General features: G+C 53.1%; 18 protein-coding genes and 1 tRNA gene. 9 read left to right on the top strand and 10 right to left on the bottom strand.

All coding sequences use genetic code 11. The features are described 5' to 3' along the window. Nucleotides 1–91 precede the first annotated feature (91 nt). Nucleotides 92–1,048 (top strand): glycosyltransferase family protein, encoded by a 957-nt coding sequence (locus tag FB555_RS06655; protein WP_182484698.1) that lies wholly within the window; start codon nt 92–94, stop codon nt 1,046–1,048. On the opposite strand, the gene FB555_RS06660 is transcribed toward FB555_RS06655, so the two are convergent. The 3 genes from FB555_RS06660 to FB555_RS06670 all read right to left on the bottom strand — a co-directional run bounded on the left by FB555_RS06660 (nt 1,045) and on the right by FB555_RS06670 (nt 5,132). After that, nucleotides 1,045–2,838 (bottom strand): hypothetical protein, encoded by a 1,794-nt coding sequence (locus FB555_RS06660; RefSeq protein ID WP_182484699.1) that lies wholly within the window; start codon nt 2,836–2,838, stop codon nt 1,045–1,047. The genes FB555_RS06655 and FB555_RS06660 overlap by 4 nt on opposite strands. Before the next feature lie 165 nt (nt 2,839–3,003). Then, on the bottom strand, nt 3,004–4,290 hold the full coding sequence (locus tag FB555_RS06665; RefSeq protein ID WP_220475879.1) for a DUF4910 domain-containing protein: 1,287 nt from the start codon (nt 4,288–4,290) through the stop codon (nt 3,004–3,006). Next, a complete protein-coding gene (locus FB555_RS06670; RefSeq protein WP_182484700.1) occupies nt 4,287–5,132 on the bottom strand; it encodes an AAC(3) family N-acetyltransferase in 846 nt (281 codons plus the stop codon). Before FB555_RS06670 ends, FB555_RS06665 begins: the two co-directional genes overlap by 4 nt. Before the next feature lie 170 nt (nt 5,133–5,302). Between FB555_RS06670 and FB555_RS11150 the strand changes: the two genes are divergently transcribed. Then, nucleotides 5,303–5,785, top strand: coding sequence for a GNAT family N-acetyltransferase (locus FB555_RS11150; RefSeq protein ID WP_425485603.1), 483 nt, complete (start codon nt 5,303–5,305; stop codon nt 5,783–5,785). Nucleotides 5,786–5,894: 109 nt separating this feature from the next. On the opposite strand, the gene FB555_RS06680 is transcribed toward FB555_RS11150, so the two are convergent. The 5 genes from FB555_RS06680 to pseB are packed head-to-tail and all read right to left on the bottom strand — an operon-like array spanning nt 5,895 to nt 10,315. Continuing rightward, nucleotides 5,895–6,899, bottom strand: a complete 1,005-nt coding sequence (locus FB555_RS06680; RefSeq protein ID WP_182484702.1) for a 3-oxoacyl-ACP synthase III family protein — start codon at nt 6,897–6,899, stop codon at nt 5,895–5,897. Then, nucleotides 6,889–7,110 (bottom strand): acyl carrier protein, encoded by a 222-nt coding sequence (locus tag FB555_RS06685; protein WP_182484703.1) that lies wholly within the window; start codon nt 7,108–7,110, stop codon nt 6,889–6,891. The genes FB555_RS06680 and FB555_RS06685 overlap by 11 nt, the downstream gene beginning before the upstream one ends. Nucleotides 7,111–7,140: 30 nt before the next feature. After that, nucleotides 7,141–8,175, bottom strand: coding sequence for a pseudaminic acid synthase (gene pseI, locus FB555_RS06690; RefSeq protein ID WP_182484704.1), 1,035 nt, complete (start codon nt 8,173–8,175; stop codon nt 7,141–7,143). A gap of 31 nt (nt 8,176–8,206) precedes the next feature. Beyond that, on the bottom strand, nt 8,207–9,334 hold the full coding sequence (locus FB555_RS06695) for a DegT/DnrJ/EryC1/StrS family aminotransferase (RefSeq protein WP_182484705.1): 1,128 nt from the start codon (nt 9,332–9,334) through the stop codon (nt 8,207–8,209). Next, nucleotides 9,335–10,315, bottom strand: a complete 981-nt coding sequence (gene pseB / locus FB555_RS06700) for a UDP-N-acetylglucosamine 4,6-dehydratase (inverting) (protein ID WP_182484706.1) — start codon at nt 10,313–10,315, stop codon at nt 9,335–9,337. Nucleotides 10,316–10,405: 90 nt separating this feature from the next. Here pseB and pseG point away from each other — a divergent pair, with 90 nt between their 5' ends. From pseG to FB555_RS06725, 5 genes are read left to right on the top strand one after another with little or no spacing between them, the layout of a single operon-like run. Continuing rightward, on the top strand, nt 10,406–11,422 hold the full coding sequence (gene pseG / locus FB555_RS06705) for a UDP-2,4-diacetamido-2,4,6-trideoxy-beta-L-altropyranose hydrolase (RefSeq protein WP_182484707.1): 1,017 nt from the start codon (nt 10,406–10,408) through the stop codon (nt 11,420–11,422). Continuing rightward, a complete protein-coding gene (locus FB555_RS06710) occupies nt 11,419–11,982 on the top strand; it encodes a GNAT family N-acetyltransferase (RefSeq protein ID WP_182484708.1) in 564 nt (187 codons plus the stop codon). The genes pseG and FB555_RS06710 overlap by 4 nt, the downstream gene beginning before the upstream one ends. Then, on the top strand, nt 11,979–12,860 hold the full coding sequence (locus FB555_RS06715; RefSeq protein WP_182484709.1) for an aldo/keto reductase: 882 nt from the start codon (nt 11,979–11,981) through the stop codon (nt 12,858–12,860). Before FB555_RS06710 ends, FB555_RS06715 begins: the two co-directional genes overlap by 4 nt. Then, nucleotides 12,857–13,588 carry a cytidylyltransferase domain-containing protein gene (locus FB555_RS06720; RefSeq protein ID WP_182484710.1) on the top strand — a complete coding sequence of 244 codons (732 nt, stop codon included), beginning with the start codon at nt 12,857–12,859 and terminating at the stop codon, nt 13,586–13,588. Before FB555_RS06715 ends, FB555_RS06720 begins: the two co-directional genes overlap by 4 nt. A 19-nt stretch (nt 13,589–13,607) precedes the next feature. Then, nucleotides 13,608–14,903: an aminotransferase class III-fold pyridoxal phosphate-dependent enzyme gene (locus tag FB555_RS06725; RefSeq protein ID WP_182484711.1), complete on the top strand. Its 1,296-nt coding sequence runs from the start codon at nt 13,608–13,610 to the stop codon at nt 14,901–14,903. 3 nt (nt 14,904–14,906) lie between these two features. On the opposite strand, the gene FB555_RS06730 is transcribed toward FB555_RS06725, so the two are convergent. After that, entirely contained in the window at nt 14,907–16,265 is a 1,359-nt protein-coding gene (locus FB555_RS06730) for a hypothetical protein (protein WP_182484712.1), read from the bottom strand. A gap of 260 nt (nt 16,266–16,525) precedes the next feature. On the opposite strand from FB555_RS06730, the gene FB555_RS06735 reads away from it, so the two are divergent. Both FB555_RS06735 and FB555_RS06740 read left to right on the top strand, forming a co-directional pair. Further along, a complete protein-coding gene (locus FB555_RS06735) occupies nt 16,526–17,635 on the top strand; it encodes a DegT/DnrJ/EryC1/StrS family aminotransferase (protein ID WP_182484713.1) in 1,110 nt (369 codons plus the stop codon). Continuing rightward, nucleotides 17,635–18,078 (top strand): sugar 3,4-ketoisomerase, encoded by a 444-nt coding sequence (locus FB555_RS06740; RefSeq protein WP_182484714.1) that lies wholly within the window; start codon nt 17,635–17,637, stop codon nt 18,076–18,078. The genes FB555_RS06735 and FB555_RS06740 overlap by 1 nt, the downstream gene beginning before the upstream one ends. 1 nt (nt 18,079) lies before the next feature. Here the strand turns inward: FB555_RS06740 and FB555_RS06745 are convergent. Further along, nucleotides 18,080–18,155: transfer RNA gene (locus tag FB555_RS06745), tRNA-Arg, on the bottom strand. Between the last annotated feature and the right edge of the window lie 2 nt (nt 18,156–18,157).

An 18,157-nucleotide genomic window follows, 5' to 3' on the forward strand; every position in this document is an offset into this window, starting at 1 on the left:
TCCATTATCCTTAGGTTAGCCGGGTGCTCAAGAAGTAGGTTGTCTTTGAGAGCTAGCCGAGATTCAAGTCTATACAGATGGAGTTCGTTCATTGACCGAGACACCCGTGGTCGTCATCGCCTACAACCGACCGGATAAGGTTCGTCGGTTGATTACTCGGTTGAGCACATTGAAGCCTCCCACGATAATTTTTGCGGTCGACGGACCTAAGCCAGGTCGGCAAGAGGACGAACTCAAAGTTCAAGAAGTTCGTTCTCTCGTAGAGCTCATCAATTGGACCGACCGGGTGGAAACGCGTTTTCAACCAACAAATCTTGGGCTCCGGACCGCCGTCACAGATGTCGTCAGCCATGCTGTTTCATTGCACGGACAGGCAATCATCATGGAGGAGGACACACTTCCGGGCGCAAATTGGTTTCCTTACGCTCGAGAAATGCTTGAACGTCATCGTGATAACAGTCGAATCGAACATATCTCTGGATACAACCTTGTGCCGCAAAGATTTCTCAGCAATGGTTTGGAGGGTAGTCGCCTAACGCGTTACCCCGAGTCAATTGCATGGGCGACGTGGGACCGCGCCTGGGATAAGTTTGATGGTTCACTCGACTGGGCGCTCAACGCCAGTGTTGCTGAACTCGCGAGGATTGTGGGTTCTCGAGCTGGTGCCCTGCGCTGGAAGCAAAATTTTGCTGACGCAGAAGCAAATCGAATTTCAACATGGGCGTATCGATGGATTGCCAGTTTGTGGTCGCGTGACTCCTTTGTGCTTTCTCCGAACCAGAATCTTGTGACATACGCTGGGTACGATGCAGGAACCCACACACTCATGAAGGCGCCGTGGAGTGAACTTAGCCTTTATGAGGGCGACCTCAGGCAAAGCCTTAGTGGCACAGCTGACCTCGACCCACGGGCCGACGAGTGGGTTGGAAAGCGTGTTTTTGCCGAGAATCCATTTGGTGTCGCGCGAGGTGTGGCAATTACGGCAGCCCTGGCGGCGCGAAAGATGAATCGAAATCGTCGTGTTCTTGCACAGCGCGGTCTCTCCTAGTTCGAGCTCGTAATCCCCAGTGCGATGCGAATACGTCCGGCCAGAGAATTGGGCTCCACGATTTCTTTCCACATACCTTCGCAGAGGCCAGTGAGGTGCTCCTGGAGCAGAGTCGACTCCTCTTGTTCGGAGCCGGTGAGTTTCGGCCAGACCGTCGATTCTGCCAGGCTGTTTCTCTTGTGAGACATGACATCGAAGAAGACGTCCTTGCTTAGTCGAGACGTTTCGCGGTTCCTGAGGGCAAGTCGTTCCCTGACGAGTGGTCCGTAAGAAATGATTACAAACACCATTTTTCGCCAAAGCCACAGCCGGAATCCAGGTATTTTGGGGCGAATAGCAATGGGTTTTGCGTTCACAGCACCAGAAAAATCGCTCGCAATCCTGGTAAACAAGAAGGCATACCAGCGGAAAGCCTTGCGGACATTCTCGAGCGACCATCCTTCCTCAAGAGCAGCATCCAGCTTGATTACGAACTCTTCTGACGTGAAAGCTGTTCGGTTTATTTCTTGAGGGTATGTGAAGAAGTCGCGATTCGCGGGGGCGACGACGGGTATTCCAAAGGCGGCCAGCTCAGCACCTACAGACGAACGATACCCAAGAACGACATCAAGAATCTGCATGAGATCGTAGAGGCTGATGTTATCTGTGGGTAGATTTACGATGACGTTGGGAGGGGCGGTTTCGATGAGCTCCATGACACGTTCTACAACAGGGGCCACAACGCTCTCTCGTTTATTGGGAAACATTCTCGGGTGGAGGCGGAGTACGAACTTGACTTCCGGTCGAGTTCTCGCATATTGAAAAACAAATTCAATCCATTCAAATTGATTTTCAAAAAGATTTGGACGGTGGGTAGTATCAGGTAGCACGTTTGCAAGTTGTGCGGCGTTTAGCTCGTCCTCGCTGGACATGGGAATGAGGACGACCTTGGCTTCTGCAGGTATGCCGAACCGTTCTCGGAGATGCGACGGTTTACTCGCTTGAAACGCACTTGAATAAGCGAATGCACTACTTGCTTCCAGGAGGCCTTCGAAGTGTGACGCCACGAGGGAAATTTCCGAAGATCCAACGGGGGTTTCCCTATATTCCTGCCAGCTGTGGGATCCGAAAACCTGGAATTGAGTCTGACTTTCCAAGAACATCGACATCGTTTCACCACGGAGTGTGATGTGGCTGCCTCCTTGGAGGGTGTACGTCGGGATACCTCTCAATTCTGCTACGGCAAGAAAAGCATGGTTGACCCCATAAAGCCTGTTATAGGTGACAACGTAGTCGGGGCGTTCGAGGTCAAGAATGCGTTCGGCCGCCATTAAGGTCGCAGCACTGTTGCGCAATTGCTCGCGATAGATTGGGAAGAGCTCCTCGGGAATGTTGGTCCCCATAATTTTGTAGTTGAGCAGAAACTCGTAGGCCGCGTAGCGACCGATCGGCACGTTGCGCAGAACGAGAGTGGGCCAATTCTCTAGAGTCGAAGATTGAACAAGGATATCAAGTTCTTCGACGTCGCCAGGAAGCAGGAAATCGTCGGTAATGAGACTCCGGAAATTGAATTTGCTATCGACAAGTTCTCTTCGTCGAAAGCAGGCGCTGCACACTTGTCGGCGCTTGTGAAAGGTGTCCGCCGCCGTCAGCCCTGCGGCCGACATGGCCACACAAAAGCTATCGTAGAGTCCGCCACACCGAACGGTGACAATGTCAATACCTCGTTCGTGGAGACCCGCGGCAACCAAGGCTTCGGGGAAAGAATGCTCCCAGATGTTTGAAAAAGGGGAAAAGAAAAGTGCTTTCACGAGTGGTAAAGCTATCACAGGAGCCTCGGGCTATTTATCGACGGCTGAAATGGGCGTTTTGAAAAATCAAAGTTGCTAGTGTCTCTCCTTACCTTGCACCGGCCAGCTTCCGAGGAGATTTGCGTCACGTGCAATAAGGCAATGGCAATAAAACTTTATGAACTTTCATTGTTCGAAGCGTTCAACGAGCGCGTGGTTTTCCAACGTGACAAAAACTGAACGAACGACTTTTGATGAAACTCCACTCAAGTCAGAAATTGCGATGACATCATGATTTCCGTCCGCAAAGGTGAGGACATTTTTCAAATCTTTCACGATGCCTGCACTCTTCTTTGTGCTGATAGTCGGGTACAGGCCCCTTTTACCCAGTTGTGGTTCCCCCAGTGTGGTGCTCGCCCAGCGCCAATTTCCCTCGGCGAGTTCGATGGCATCCATCATCATGGAGAGCCCACCCTCTAAGCCCTCAGGAGTGACTACGGTGAGGTCATCTAACGACGTATGGTACTCGGGGTACTCGGCATATTTGGAACGCATAAGGGACGCAATGGGCAGGTCGACTCCGGGCCAGCACCACTGCCGCTCGTCCGAACCTCTGTCCAAGAAGGAGTACTCAATGTAGTCGAGCTGGCGGTCTTGGAGTATCTTCTTTGAAATTCGATCGGAGAGTGTATTGCCTAAGCGAGATGGTACGAAGGAATATGTGCGATTGTCGCCAATGCAGGTGAGAACCCAGCCGGCCTTTACGTTTTTTTTCAAGTTCTCGAGATTTTGCGAAATATAGATGATCGACCCAATAGTTTCTGGGATCAAGAGAATTCGATACGTGAAGTGACGAGATTCCAACGATTCGAGCCACCGAGAAAGCGCAATGGAAACCGCAGGGCCAGATAATTCATTGTTTGCCATTGAAGGATGGCAAACATAGGTGCTGATGAGAATTTCCTCGGATGAAAAACCAGGAATCACGAGTTCCCCGTATGTGAGGTTGCCATCGAAGAGTTCGGAATCAATTACAACGTGAAATGGCCCACTTCCAAGGTCGTCTCTCTGAATTTGGCTCAGGCAGAAGCCCCAGTTCTCAGCGTAGTAAGACGTCACGTATGGAATAGCCGAAGGTTGGTCTGGGAGTGTGTGCAAGTGAGATTCGAGTTCTGCAAGCGTCATAGTCATGTTCACTGGTGTCGAGTAGCCAACTACGTGGAGGTTCGACTCGGCGAAATCGATGACGCGCAAACCCTCTATTGTTTCGACGTAGGCCTCTCGAATACGCCACTCCTTGGGCACGATCCAGTCGGCTACTGTGGTCCCCGTCGGGACCTCCTTTATTTCGAGTGATGGCTGCAAGGCGCCGAAATACTTCAGTGTTTCTCGAACACCGTCTCCCGAAAGGCTCCGACAAATTGGCATCAAATCAGCGACCCATCCGTGCATCGTTAGCCCCGAATCAATCATGCGCTTTCCTGTTCTATTGTCGGTTCAAAATCTGAAAGGAAGAATGGCCTGCCAAGCCTCTGAAGGTGCTGCTCCGCCCAAACCCGAGACTTTTCGGTCAACATGTAAAAGGGGTCCTTGCGAAGATTCTCTGTCCATGATTCCACGAGAGCCCGGGCGGGCGCCCAAAAGACATTTTGGCCTGCTTCAATGCGTCTGATTATCCCCGCCTGCACGGCGTCCTGCTCGAGTCTTGCCATGTCGTACAAAATGACTCCACCGAGGGGTCGCACATGGTACCTAATGTGCATTTCTTGAGCGTCTAAGGAGGGGTCATTCTCCGCTAGCCCGCGAAATGATTTCGTATAACGGTATGCGGGTCCGCCCGATAAGGTCTCCGCTAGGTGATGAATGGTGGCAGACCCGTAATCAGCACCGTACCAAAGAACCGTGCCATCTCCCTCGACAAGTTGGCCAAAATCAGAATGCGGCCCGAAGGGGTCGGAGAAATCCGATCCTGCGAGGCGGAACTCAGGCCTGATACCGATACCGGCGAAGTTGAATGCCGGGCTGAGAGTCCGCCACTCAGAATGTCTTGTCCGGAAGTGTTCGTTAAGCGCTCCCACTTGAACAATAGAAGAACGAGCGCTGTACGTCTTTCCGGAGAGAAAATCGTAGTTAAACGCTGCGAACCAAATGTCACGGTTATCAGAAATCGTGTTGACGACATTGACGTGTTCTTCGAGGAGGTTCTCTCGGCCTCGAATACCTTTAACAAGCGCGTGCGTCCGGGACACATCTGAGTGAACCATCACGGGACCATCCGGTGCATCATTGGGTAACATGAGAGCGTGAAATGCCATAGTTAGCGATGCATCCTTCGAGAGTAGGACAAGCTATCCTTCACAGCTCCCCTAATGCAAAGGATATCACTGGTCGACTCGGTGAAGATTTGGCGCCCACCCGGGAACTATTTCACCACACTTTGAGAGGTGCCTCGATGGCGGACGGAAAGGCGCAATTAGCGAATCGAATGACGGTCCGGGAGGCAAATTGGGCGGACTGTGAAACTTTGTTCATGTGGCGGAATGATCCTTCGACTCGTTCAGCGTCTTTAGAGACGGGGGAAGTTTCCTGGGAATCTCACGGCTCATGGTTTCGTGCCGCGTTGAGCTCGTCAACCCGCCACATCTTTATTGTTGAGGCTACTTTTGCAGAGTCCATTTCTTCAGTAGGAATGTGTCGCTTTGACGTCGAAAATGAAACGGCAGAGGTGAGCATTAATTTGAACCCCTCCTTGCGGGGAAAGGGGCTATCGCTTGAGGTTCTCAGCGCTGCACTTGATTATTTTCGAAACGGGAGTCGATCCGAGACAACAATCATTGCACGCGTCCGCGTCGATAATCCCGCGAGCCTTCGGCTCTTTGAAAGAGCCGGATTTGAGAGAACTCACGAAGACGCCAGTGTTGCAATGTTTGAGCTAGCAAAGTCCAAAAATCCTGACGGTCCCTCGTAAGATTCAGTGACGAAAAGGTCTAACCGAATACTCACGTACAAATTGGAAAGGGAAATTACCTCGTTGGCCGAGGCACAAGGTACAGTGTCGGTGATTTTCCCTACAGCGGCTAGCCCCTTGACTGTCGGATGGTTAGACCCGCAAGCGTGAGCCCCACACCAAAAGCCAGAAGAAAAAGGTACCGACCTTCTGAGCCAAACAGTTCCGTCTCCGTCATTCCTGCAGTTTCAGCGAGAATCTGGAAAGGAATCGCGCTACCCACAACGTTTCCATACTCTCGCGAAACGAACTGAGCATCTTGGTCAAGTGACAGTGACTTGCTCACGGCGTCGACGACGGCGCGCGAACCCTGGTGAATATACCAACTGTCTATTTCATCATGCCCAAGTCCCGCTCTAGTAACCGCGCCGGCAACTGCAGATTTCACGTGTTTAACAACAAAATTGAAAACACCGGCACCATTCATCTCGAGCTCACCGAAGGGAAAATGTTCGTTTCCCCGAGTGACTGTCAGATCATCGGCATGATTGCCTTCAGAAATAACTGTCGATGACAAGATTTCCCATTTGCGGGATGGGTGACGAATGCCGGGAATGGTGAGAGCATCGGCGGTCAAAATGATTGCGCTTGCTCCGTCGGAGAAAAGAGGGGAAACTCTGAGATTTGAATCCTCATAAAGCTTTGAGTAAGTATCCGAGATCACAATCAGAATTGCCTTGGACGTTCCGGAGGCTATGAGAGAGTTGCCGAGAATAACGGATCGAACGAATCCTGTGCAGGCATCATTGATATCGAAGACGAGCGTATGGGGAGCCAACATGAGTTCGCCGTGCAAGAGGTGCCCGTTGCCGGGGGCTGCACGATCGCCTGTTGACGTGATGTAAATTACCGTGTCCACGTTTGCTCTGAGCCAATCAGTATCTACGTTGGCCAGCGCGGCTCGCGCCAGATCCAATCCAGTTTGTTCTTTCGTAACGTGAAAAACGGTCTCAAAACCAGTTCTGGTGAGAAATCCTTCGCGAACTTCCCCGTTTTCTGCTACTAGCAGGGCTACATCTCGTTTAGTGCTTCCAAGGGCACTGCCGACCGGATGAATCCAGAAGCTACTTGACAAGGTTGTTCTTTTTCATGATTTCGAGCAGGGTTTCAAAGTCCGAAAAATTATCCAATTCGTCGAGGGAGGCAACTTTGTCACCGAATTCGTCATGGAGCGCCGAGATAATTTCCAGCTTGTCCAGAGAGTCCCATTGTGGATTCTCCGGTTCAGTCTCTGGGTCCTTCTGAAGTGCGAGGACCGCCAGCAATCGAAGTTCCGATTCATTCATAGGTTTCTCCTTTTTGTTTGACTTCGTAATTTAAAACAGGTCCCAGGTGATTGGTGTTCCTGCCGGTGCGTCGGTGTTGAAAATGCGCCCCATAGTCCGATCGATCTCTTTGGGAGGTAGACCTCCACCCGGACGGACGGAGCGTACGTTCAACGGCGATGCAACGTCTCCAGCGCGAACATCGGCGGAAACATATAGTGAAGGGCGAAGGCGCAGAGATTCGTTTTCTGCTGAGGTTGCCCATGCATCTGCGGAGCCCAAGGCCCGAACGGCCATGTCGCACGCCTCAACTAGTTGTGCGAGTTCTGCTGGTTCGAGGGAGAAGGCACTATCGACACCGCCATCCGAGCGGCGAAGAGTCACGTGCTTCTCTATAACGGATGCGCCAAGGGCCGCTGCCGCCACGGATACTCCGAGACCCATCGTGTGATCAGAGAGTCCAACTTTTGTGCCAAAAATCTGAGCCATTGCCGGCATTCGAAGAAGATTTGCATCATCCGGTTGCGCGGGATATGAACTGGTGCACGCCAGCAAGGTAATGTCAGTGCATCCGCCAGCCTTCGCCGCAGCGACGGCTTCTGCAGCTTCGGCTATTGAAGCGGTTCCCACGGAGATAATCATGGGCTTGCCCGTCTGGGCAACCTGAGTGATCAGCGGTAAATCAACAATCTCGAGTGAGGCAATCTTGTAGACGGGAACGTCGAGAGTTTCTAGGAAGTCGACAGCAGTGTCGTCAAAAGGCGTGCTGAAGGCAATCATTCCCAGGTCGCGAGCAAGGTTAAAAATGGGCTCATGCCAAGCCCACGGAGTGTGGGCCTCTTCGTAGAGGTCATAGAGCTTGCGAGATGCCCAGAGTTCATGCCCGTCACTGACTCGAAATGCAGGAGAATCGACGTTCAGCGTGATGGTGTCCGCAGTGTACGTCTGGATTTTCACCGCATGCGCGCCCGTGTCAGCTATGGCCCGCACTATCTCCAGTGCGCGAGGGAGTGATCCATTGTGATTGCCGGAAATCTCAGCAACAATCAGAGGGCCCTTTTCGGGGCCGAGGGGGAGGCTACTCATTGCGGTTCTCCTATCGTGGCGGACAAAAAAGTTATGCCAAGGCCTTGCGTAAGACGTCGATAACAATCGATTGCTGATCGTGACTCAAATCCGCGTACATGGGTAACGAAATTTCTTGTTCATAATATGCTTCGGCGACGGGGCACATGCCGCGCTTGTACCCGAGGTCCTCAAAAACGGGATGCCAATAGGCCGGCAGGTAGTTCACCTGCACCAGTACCCCCGCGTTGCGCATGAAATCAAAAACTTCACGCCGCCGCCCTTCTGGAATGCGAACGGGGTAGAGGTGCCACATTGGATCGACATAGTCCCGTTTGGTCGGCAAAATAAGGCCGGCCACGTCAGAGAGTTCTTCCTTATAACGTTCAAAGATCGAGGTTCGACGAGCTTTAAACTCCGCAATTCGCTTGACTTGGTTCAGTCCAAGGGCGCTTAGAACATCAGGAAGGCGGTAGTTCAGGCCAATCTCGTGAACTTCTTGATGCCACGGCCCTTCATCGGGGTAACGCTGTTCTTCTTTATTACGAACAAGGCCATGGGAACGAAAACGGCGGGCACGTTCGACCAACGCGGCATCGGGGGAGACGACCGCCCCGCCCTCGGCCGTTGTCATGTTCTTCGTTGGAAAAAAAGAAAATGCCGTGATGTCGGCCAAAGATCCCACAGGGCGATTTTTGTACGTCGACGCGATTGAATGTGCCGCATCCTCAAGAAAATATGCACCGGTCGAATGAGCTAAAGAGGCCAGTTCGTCTGCATCAACCGGGTGGCCCGCGTAGTCGACGCCAGCGATGACCTTGGTGCGGGGTGTAATCAGCGCTGCAACAGAGCCGGGATCGATGTTCCCTGTGTCGGCAGCAACATCTGCGAAGTGAACCTTTACCCCCAGGGCCATTGCCGTGGCCGCAGTCGCTACAAAGGTCAGCGGGGACGTGATTACTTCGTCACCGTTCGACACATTGAGAGCCGCGTAGGCGCAGTGCAGTGCAGCGGTTCCGGAGGAAACGACAGTCGAGTCAGGCGTCCCCGACAAAGTAGCGATTGCGTCTTCGAAGGCAGTAACGACTGGTCCCATAGTGAGCCAGTCGGTCGTCATGACGGAGACCACGGCGTCAATATCTCCTTGAGAAATCGACTGCCGACCATAGGGGATAGTCATCTATGCAAATTTTTCGATGAGGTCGCGGAGCGCCTCGACATCGAGCCACTGGTCGTTGGTGTCTGAACGGTAGGCAAAGCCGTCTGGAACTGACTGACCAACGGGGGCGACAAATCCCCACTCGGCAATCGTGGGAAGGATGACGTAGCGATCTCCCAAGAGCAAAGTACGGCGACTGTCATCCTGAGAAATCATTTCTTCGTGAAGCTTTTCTCCGGGGCGAATCTCCACCGAGTGAGTTTTTGAACCGGGGGCGACAGCTTCGACGAGGTCGAGGATGCGCATGCTAGGGATGCGAGGAACGTAGAGTTCACCGCCAACCATTAGGTCAAAAGAATCAACGACGAACTGAACCGTCTGTGGCAGCGTAATCCAAAAGCGGGTCATGCGTTCGTCGGTAATAGGGAGGGATTCCCCTTTTGCTGCAAGCTCCTTGAAGAAAGGAATCACTGAACCGCGACTACCCATGACATTGCCGTAACGAACCACGGAGAAACGCGTCTCGTAGCCCGCGGCATAGTGATTTGCTGACTGAAAAAGCTTGTCGGCAGCCAACTTCGTTGCGCCATATAAGTTAAGGGGGCTGGAGGCTTTGTCCGTCGAAAGAGCGACAATTTTCTTCACGCCCGTGTCGATTGCTGCCTCAATGACGTTTTGCGAACCGATGATATTCGTTTGCACATATTCGAAGGGGTTGTACTCGGCCGTATCAACTTGCTTCAAGGCTGCAGCGTGAACGACATAGTCGATGTTGTGCATTGCTCGCATGAGACGGTGCTGATCGCGGATGTCTCCAATGAAGAAACGAAGCCGTGGGTCATTGTTGAACTTGAGGCGAACTTCATATTGTTTTAGCTCATCGCGCGAGAAAATCACAATCTTCTTTGGGTTCAGGTTTTCAAGGGCATACTCAATGAAGGCTTTACCAAATGAGCCCGTTCCACCGGTGATTAGGATTGACGAGCCTTCTAGAATGGACACAGCCAAACCTCCAAAAAATACGCTAAAAACTTACCTCCGTGAGCCTACCAAAGACTTGTCGACCATTACCGCAACTCAAGGACTGTCAGAATGAAAGTGCTTCTTCGAGCGGATGCTTCGCCAACTCAAGGCACCGGGCATGTCATGAGGTGCCTCACGTTGGCCGAGGAACTGATTCTCCGGAGCCATGAAGTTCTCCTGCTCACGAATGAATCCGGTGTCGACTGGCTGGAAAGCATAATTCTCGACGCGTCAATTACCGTCGTGCGCACGACACAACATTCAATGGATTTCGACGAAATTCTTGGGTTGAGCCCCGATTGGGTCATTACAGACTCGTACGAAATTGATGCCGACGAAATCTCCGCTCTCCGACCCGGGTGCCATGTCTTGGCGATAGTGGACGGAGACGATCGGGGGATAGAGGCCGACCTTTATGTCGACCATAATCTGGGGGCGGAGGATGGTCCCTGGAGAAAGTCGACAAAGGATCGCCTGCTGGCCGGCAATGAATTTGCTCTCATCCGTGACGCCATTCTTTGCCAACGCCGGGAAAAACCATGGGAGATGAAGGGGAGGATTCCTCATCTTGTCGCTTTCATGGGAGGGTCTGACCCTACGGGGACAATTGTTCTCGTAGCAGGTGCTCTCGCGAGGATTGACGAAACATTTACGACAACGCTCATTGTCCCGCCTGCCCGGCGCCAAGAGGTTGAATTTGTTATTGCAGGATTTCCCAATTTTCAGGTCGCCACACCCACGACTGAGTTGCCGGTTCTGCTGGGAGCCGCCGACATCGCCATCTCGGCCTGCGGCACGAGCGCGTGGGAGCTCTGCACGCTAGGGACTCCCTCGTTGCTCTTGGCCGTGGTCGATAACCAGCGTGAATCGCTCCACCACCTCGTCGAAAATGAACTCGTGACCGGTCTAGACCTGACCCTCGAAGTGAGTGAAGGAGAAGCCGTTGGGGCTATCGTGGAACGTGTGACCAGTCTTCTTACGGACAGGGCGAAACGAGAGAATTTATCTCGCCGGTGCCTTCTTTCGTATGACGGTTTGGGCAAGGAACGTGTTGTAGCTGCGCTAGAAGCCATAGGGGCACCATGAGAACCGACCTCCCAATCCCAACCCGCCGCTTCGATTTGGTCAGCTTGGATGCCTCGTTTGCGGGTGAGCGGTATCAAGGCTGGCTTTCAAACGAGAATGTCAATCGCTACCTTGAGACACGGTTTTTGTCCCAAGATGGAGATGCTCTCATCGCCTACGTGAATCAGATTCTGGAGTCGGTTCACTCGTATCTATTTGCGATTGTCGCTAGAGAATCTGGCGCACACATTGGAAACATCAAGATTGGCCCCATCAATCCAGTACATTCATCGGCAGCCATTGGACTCGTCATTGGCGAGCATGAGTGGTGGGGTAAAGGTGTCGCCACAGAAGTGATTGGTGCGCTGTCTGAGTGGGGTTTTGCCGAGCTCAAACTAGCAAAAATTACCGCGGGAAGTTACGCGTCGAACAGGGGCTCGATAAAAGCTTTTCTGACCTGTGGTTTCAGGCAAGAAGGACTCCAAGAGTCACAGGTAATGCTTCGCACGGGAGAACGCGACGACGTGGTTCTCCTTGGAAAGCTCAATCCTGCGGATGCTGTGGGCGGAGCGGGCGGGTGAGTCAGCTTGCGTTGGGAACGGTTCAGTTCGGACTGAACTATGGCATTACGAATGCGTCGGGTGAACTCTCAGATAATGCCGTTATCGGTATGTTGAGAGTAGCCAGGGAAGCGGGAATCTCGCTCTTTGATACCGCTGCTAACTACGGTTCTTCTCAACAACGTCTCGGAGAATTCGCTTCCAGCGAGGGTGGTAATCGATACGTCACGAAGTTCTCGCTATCCAGCGATGGAAATGTGCCTTCACCAGAGAACCTTTATGGCGCGTCAATGGAGCAATTACGCGCCGAGAGCCTTCACGCAGTGCTCTTTCACAAAATTGCCGACCTCGCTGATATCCGCTGCCAACAAGCCATTGAGATCCTTCGAGAAGCTCGATCGGCGGGAATTGTTTCTCGAATTGGCGTGAGTATCTATAACGCTTCTGATCTCGAGAATGCCCTGGACGTTTTCCCTGATCTTGATATTCTTCAACTGCCCGCCAACATTTTGGATTCGCGGCTACTAGAGTCTGAACCTATCACGCGCCTTCGAGGCGGCGGCGCTGAAATACACGTTCGAAGCGTTTTGCTGCAAGGAATTCTCCTTTCAGAACCAGCTTCGTTGCCTGCGTATTTCGATGGACTTCGGCCAGCATTGCACGCACTGCATGAATTTTCGCGAAATAAGAATATTGCCGTCCTCGCGCTTGCCTTAGGGGCGATGCGGCATCACCCTTCAGTGGATGCAGTTCTTGTTGGGGCAACAAGCGAGGCTGAGCTTGAGGGAATTGTTCGGGCATGGCAGATCGTTGAGAGTTCGCAAAAGGTGGCTTTGCCTGTTGTGCCTGCCCAGCTGCTCGACCCACGAAACTGGCCTGCCGTTAGACTTGACTCATGATTCTTGGGGTGCTTCAGGCGCGGCTCAGCTCTACTCGCTTGCCCGGCAAAGTTCTTAAGGAGGTCCACGGCGAGCCAATGATTCTTCGACAAATCGAACGGCTTCGACGAAGCGTCATGTTGGATGACCTGATTGTGGCAACGTCAACCGATTCTTCGGACGATGAGCTCGTTGCCGTCCTTGAGGCTTCGGGAGTCGGTTTTCGTAGAGGCCCTCTTGACGATGTTTTGGAGCGTTTCGGAATTGTGGTGGATGAATTTCAGCCGGAAACCGTTGTTCGACTGACGGCGGATTGTCCCGTTGCGGATGTCGCAATCATCGACGATGTCATTCGCAAACACATTTCTCGCGGGGTGTCGTACACCTCCAACGTTTTGGAACCGACGTTTCCGGATGGGCTCGACGTCGAGTGTATTCGTCGGGATGCATTTGATGCCCTTCGCGCGCAGGATTTGACGGCCGCTGAGCGGGAACATGTCACCTTAGGGATTTACTCGCATCCGGAGTTATATTCGCTCGAGTCTGTGACTCAGAAACCAAACCTCAATAGCCTGCGGTGGACCGTGGACGTTCAAGAAGATTTGGACTTCATCCGAACAATCTTCTCTAATCTTTATGATGACAATCATGCTTTTGGCCAAGCCGAAATCCTGAAGTTTCTGGAGCAGAAACCGGCACTTTCTCGAACCGACGTCGATGATGCCCGCAACGCGGGTTCTCTAAAATAAGTAGTCAAGGAGACCAACCATGTTGGAAGAGCAACACCGCTACGCGCAATCGCTCAAGCAGTTGGTGCGTGCTGAGAAGGTTATCCCTCTCGGCGCCCAAACTGTAAGCAAGTCTCGGCTAACTCTTCCTCCCGGTATCGCTCCCCTCTATGCGACTCACGCGGCGGGATGCCGAATTTGGGATGTTGATGGGAACGAATACATTGACCTTGTTTCGGGTTTGGCTGCTGTCAATATTGGCTATGGTGATCTCGAAATTGGAGCAGCGGTTGTCGCTCAAGTTTCTCAGGGAGTGACCATATCCCTTGCTCACCCCATTGAGGCAGAGGTCGCGGAACTCATCGTGGAACTCGTGCCGTCGGCGGAAATGGTGCGTTTTGGCAAGAATGGGTCGGATGCCACGAGTGCGGCCATTCGAGTCGCTCGTGGCTTCACCGGCCGGGACCATGTAATCGTCTGTGGCTATCACGGGTGGCACGACTGGTATATCGGCTCAGTCCCTTCGCGCAGCCTCGGAGTGCCCCTAGACGTCGTCGCCCTTGCTCACTCGGTTCCTTTTAATGATCTTGATGCGATGGAAGCTGAGCTAAAACGCAACTCGACCGCCGCCATCATTATGGAGGTCATGACGCTCGAGTGGCCGGCTGAGGGGTACTTGGAAGGTGTTCGCGAATTGGCGACGAAGTTCGGCGCCGTTCTTGTCTTCGACGAAATGGTCACAGGGTTCCGGTTTGCGAATGGTGGAGCTCAGGAATACTTCGGTGTAACTCCCGACCTCTCGACGTTTGGGAAGGGAATGGCCAACGGTTACCCGCTCTCGGCCATTGTCGGGCGTCGTGATCTGATGCTCGTTCTCGAGAAGGCATTTTTTACCGGTACTTTCGGGGGGGAGCTTCTATCGCTTTCGGCAGCCAAGGTCGTTCTGGAGCGGATTAAAAATACCGACGTCATCGCCAGCATTGCCAAAAAAGGTGAACGACTGACCGAGATGGTAAACGCCGTCATTGAGCGCACAGGTGCCTCGGACGTCGTGTCGTTGCAGGGTCACCCGGCCTGGATGTTCTTGGTCTGGAACCCGGATTTAGGCGACGCAATGTCTGACCTAAAGATCCTTTTTATGCAAGAGATGAGCAAGCGTGGCGTTCTCATGATTGCGACCCACAACGTCATGGATGCTCACGACGATGATGCTTTGGATGCCATTGCGCTGGCCTACGAGGAGACGCTCCCCATTATCTTGGGCGCAATTGCAAAAGGTAACGCTCACGAACTTCTCCAAGCAGTTGTTGGCGAGATGGGGCCGCGAGTCCGATAACGCCTATCGCGCTAGGCGCGATTTCAGCGCAGATTTGTTAAACGAGGCCCTCCGGTGGCGCCATACGTCAAATGTTGCCGTCAACGCGTCTCGGATAGAAGGTGCTCCTCCGCTCACAAACAGCGCGGCTATTTTCACAGGGAGCGGGGGATGTGCGTTGTCCCAACTTATCCATGGTCTTGTTAGCTCTGGCATTTGGTCGTCTCTCAGCACGAGGTAGGCGATGAATCGCTTTGCACCTTCGGTGACGACGTTCCAGGGCATCAGGGAACTTTCGGCAAGGTTCTCGGGCCCGAGAAGTTCTCTTACATCTGCTACGAGTCCATAGCGAGACGTGGCGCAGGTCCAGGTAGGGATTCCACTCGCGCTCGTTTCCAGACCGACAGTTGAATCCCAGACAACGACTGAATTAGTATTCTCGAGGAGGGAATAGGAGCTGGTGGGGTCGTCGTGCCAGATAACAACCAAGTTGGGATGGCGTCGCGCGAGTTCCCAGCTTCCTTCCCGTTCACGAAGAAAGCACTCGTGGGCCTTCGTTGCAAGGTTCGGGTGGACCCGAAGATAACAGACGTAACCTTCCTGTTCAAAGCGTGACATCAGGAGGTCGAACGCCTCTACTTGGCTTTCCCAGGTGTGAAGTTGCCACTCAGGTCCCAGAAACTGAAACTCGTCCTGTGACGAGGTGAAGAAACCCGCGACTTTGTGGCCGGCCATCCGGCTGACGAATTCAGCAGGTAGCCCTTCTGTCCAACCCGCGGCGAATTCATTGCGTGATTCTTTCGATGGCGCTCGACGGGCAAGCCACTTATCGGCAATCACCTCAATCTCGCTCGGTGTCAAAGCAGACAGGAGGGGATTTACTGCACCTTGGGACGCCAGACGATCTTGCGGTGCATAGGGCTGAACATAGGCCCCGTTCGGGGTTTCGCCCTTTTCATAATGAATGGTCGGTGTCTGTTGCGCGCGGGCAGCCAACGTGGCCATTTTCTGACAGGGAAAACGCCCGTTCGGGAGATAAGCCTCAACAAAGTTTCCCTGCCGCAGGAGTGCTGTCACAGCACTGTATGTCTGTTCCCCTTCGCGGCGAAGACGTTGAGCTGTCTTTGCGATGCGGCGAATATTTCTATCGGGAGCGTCGGTTCGGTAATACGTGATCAAAGCGGATTGAATGGATATTTCGAGGATGTCGCTTTCTTCGGCCGTCATCCCAAAGGAAGGGGAAGAAGCCAAAACGTCATCGATTCGCAAGTACTTTGCGCCGGCAGTTTCGAGCCTTTGTTGGATGTCGTGGCCGGGATGAGGAATCCCAAAGAGGTGAAGGGTTTCACGGTGGAAACTATCGACGGGAGTTGCCGCTGCCATCGTAATGTCCAGGACAACGGGGCTCCAGCCTTGTCCGGCAGCTTTTCTTACTAAATGTTCGTAGACTCGAAGGTATCCTGGGTCATATCCGGGAATTAGAATGAGCGACTGAGGTTTCATTGGTTTCGATTTCAGGATTTTTGGGAGCACGGCTAGACCAGTTTACGGTCTCCCACGTTCGCTTGAGCCTCGTTCCTTCTCTATTCTTATAAAGAGGCCTTCGTATCGGGCCGTCCAACCTTTGACAGCCCTGGATGTGAATGCACAACAATTCGAAAATTCCCTTTAACGATTTGGGGCGCGGGACACGAGCGATTCGCGGTCAACTCGATGGTGTAATTGCCCGGGTTGTCTCCAACGGTTGGTTCGTGATGGGACCGGAGCATGATGCATTGGAACGAGAGTTGGCCTCGTACGTAGGCGTTAAACACGCCATCAACGTTGGAAATGGAACCGACGCGTTGGAGCTCGCGCTGGCTGCGGCCGGAGTCACCCGGGGCGGCACAGTTGTGACCGTCGCGAACGCTGGTGCGTACACGACCATTGCAGCGCGACTATTAGGGGCAGAGCCCGTTTATTGCGACGTGGATGCAACGACGTTGCTCATGTCGGCAGCAACCCTCAACGAAACGTTGCGCTTGCTCCCCGAAAAGCCTCACGCAATCGTGGTGACTCATCTCTATGGAGCACTTGCCCCCATCGAAGAACTTGTGATCGTTGCTCGCGAGCACGGTATTCGGATCATTGAGGATTGTGCGCAGTCAATGGGAGCGTCTGAAAGTGGTCGACGCGGAGGGAGCTTCGCGGACCTTTCGACCACGAGCTTCTACCCCACGAAGAATTTGGGAGCCCTTGGCGATGGGGGGGCCGTCTTCACCAACGATGATGACCTCGCCGATACCGTTCGGCGGATGCGGCAGTACGGTTGGGCATCAAAGTACAGCATTGAATATGCGCACGGCAGGAATAGTCGTCTCGATGAGATTCAGGCTGCCATTCTCAGAATCAAACTTCCGTTCCTTGATCAACAAAATGAGAAACGACGGGTCATTCATTCTGCGTATGAAAAAACGGCACACGATGGCATGCGCATCCTGAATCGCTCATCAGAATCATTCAACGGACACCTCGCGGTTATCGTGATTGAGAATCGCGATAAAGTGCGGGCTGACTTTGCCGCTGCAGGAATTACAACGGACGTGCACTACCCCATCCCGGACCACCAACAGAAATACGCCGATTTCATGCCACGAGCGATGCCTCTGGAAGTAACGGAGTGGGCTGTGCGTAATATTCTTTCTGTTCCCCTCTTTCCGGAGCTCTCGACTGAGGAAGTTTCTCGCATTTCCCGCGCACTCAAGCTTGTCTAATGGCTGAGGAACGTTCGACACATGACCCCCGCCGGATCGAACTGACGGGGTTCAATGACCAGCGGGGTAGCTTGGTTGTCGGAGAATACCCGGTGTCACTTCCCTTTAGCGTTCAGAGATTTTTTTACGTTTCGAACGTGCCCGAGGGAGAGCCTCGAGGAATTCACGCGCACAAGGAATGTCACCAATTTCTCGTCTGTGTTTCCGGTTCGGTGAAGGCAATGGTTGATGACGGACAGCATCGCGAAGTGATATCGCTGTCAAGTAATGGCCAAGGTCTGCACATGCCTCCGCTCACGTGGGGCGCACAGTATGACTATTCGCCGGACGCTGTGCTCTTGGTCCTCGCGTCGCATCCTTACGACGCAGAAGATTACATTCACGAATATGAAGAATTTCTTCGTGCCGTGGCTTCTGCCGCCAAGGTATCGCGGGAATCATAGATGGTGCCCCCAGCAGGATTCGAACCTGCGGCCTTCTGCGTCGGAGGCAGACACTCTATCCGCTGAGCTATGGGGGCTC

Origin of the sequence: Alpinimonas psychrophila (assembly GCF_014137865.1) — a bacterium.
Lineage (GTDB): Bacteria > Actinomycetota > Actinomycetes > Actinomycetales > Microbacteriaceae > Alpinimonas > Alpinimonas psychrophila.

Coding starts and splice junctions, on each gene's coding strand:
- FB555_RS06665 (WP_220475879.1), bottom strand. CDS start 4,290: ATGATTGATTCGGGGCTAACGATGCACGGATGGGTCGCTGATTTGATG.
- FB555_RS06670 (WP_182484700.1), bottom strand. CDS start 5,132: ATGGCATTTCACGCTCTCATGTTACCCAATGATGCACCGGATGGTCCC.
- FB555_RS11150 (WP_425485603.1), top strand. CDS start 5,303: ATGACGGTCCGGGAGGCAAATTGGGCGGACTGTGAAACTTTGTTCATG.
- FB555_RS06685 (WP_182484703.1), bottom strand. CDS start 7,110: ATGAATGAATCGGAACTTCGATTGCTGGCGGTCCTCGCACTTCAGAAG.
- pseI (WP_182484704.1), bottom strand. CDS start 8,175: ATGAGTAGCCTCCCCCTCGGCCCCGAAAAGGGCCCTCTGATTGTTGCT.
- FB555_RS06695 (WP_182484705.1), bottom strand. CDS start 9,334: ATGACTATCCCCTATGGTCGGCAGTCGATTTCTCAAGGAGATATTGAC.
- pseG (WP_182484707.1), top strand. CDS start 10,406: ATGAAAGTGCTTCTTCGAGCGGATGCTTCGCCAACTCAAGGCACCGGG.
- FB555_RS06710 (WP_182484708.1), top strand. CDS start 11,419: ATGAGAACCGACCTCCCAATCCCAACCCGCCGCTTCGATTTGGTCAGC.
- FB555_RS06720 (WP_182484710.1), top strand. CDS start 12,857: ATGATTCTTGGGGTGCTTCAGGCGCGGCTCAGCTCTACTCGCTTGCCC.
- FB555_RS06725 (WP_182484711.1), top strand. CDS start 13,608: ATGTTGGAAGAGCAACACCGCTACGCGCAATCGCTCAAGCAGTTGGTG.
- FB555_RS06730 (WP_182484712.1), bottom strand. CDS start 16,265: ATGGCAGCGGCAACTCCCGTCGATAGTTTCCACCGTGAAACCCTTCAC.
- FB555_RS06735 (WP_182484713.1), top strand. CDS start 16,526: ATGCACAACAATTCGAAAATTCCCTTTAACGATTTGGGGCGCGGGACA.
- FB555_RS06740 (WP_182484714.1), top strand. CDS start 17,635: ATGGCTGAGGAACGTTCGACACATGACCCCCGCCGGATCGAACTGACG.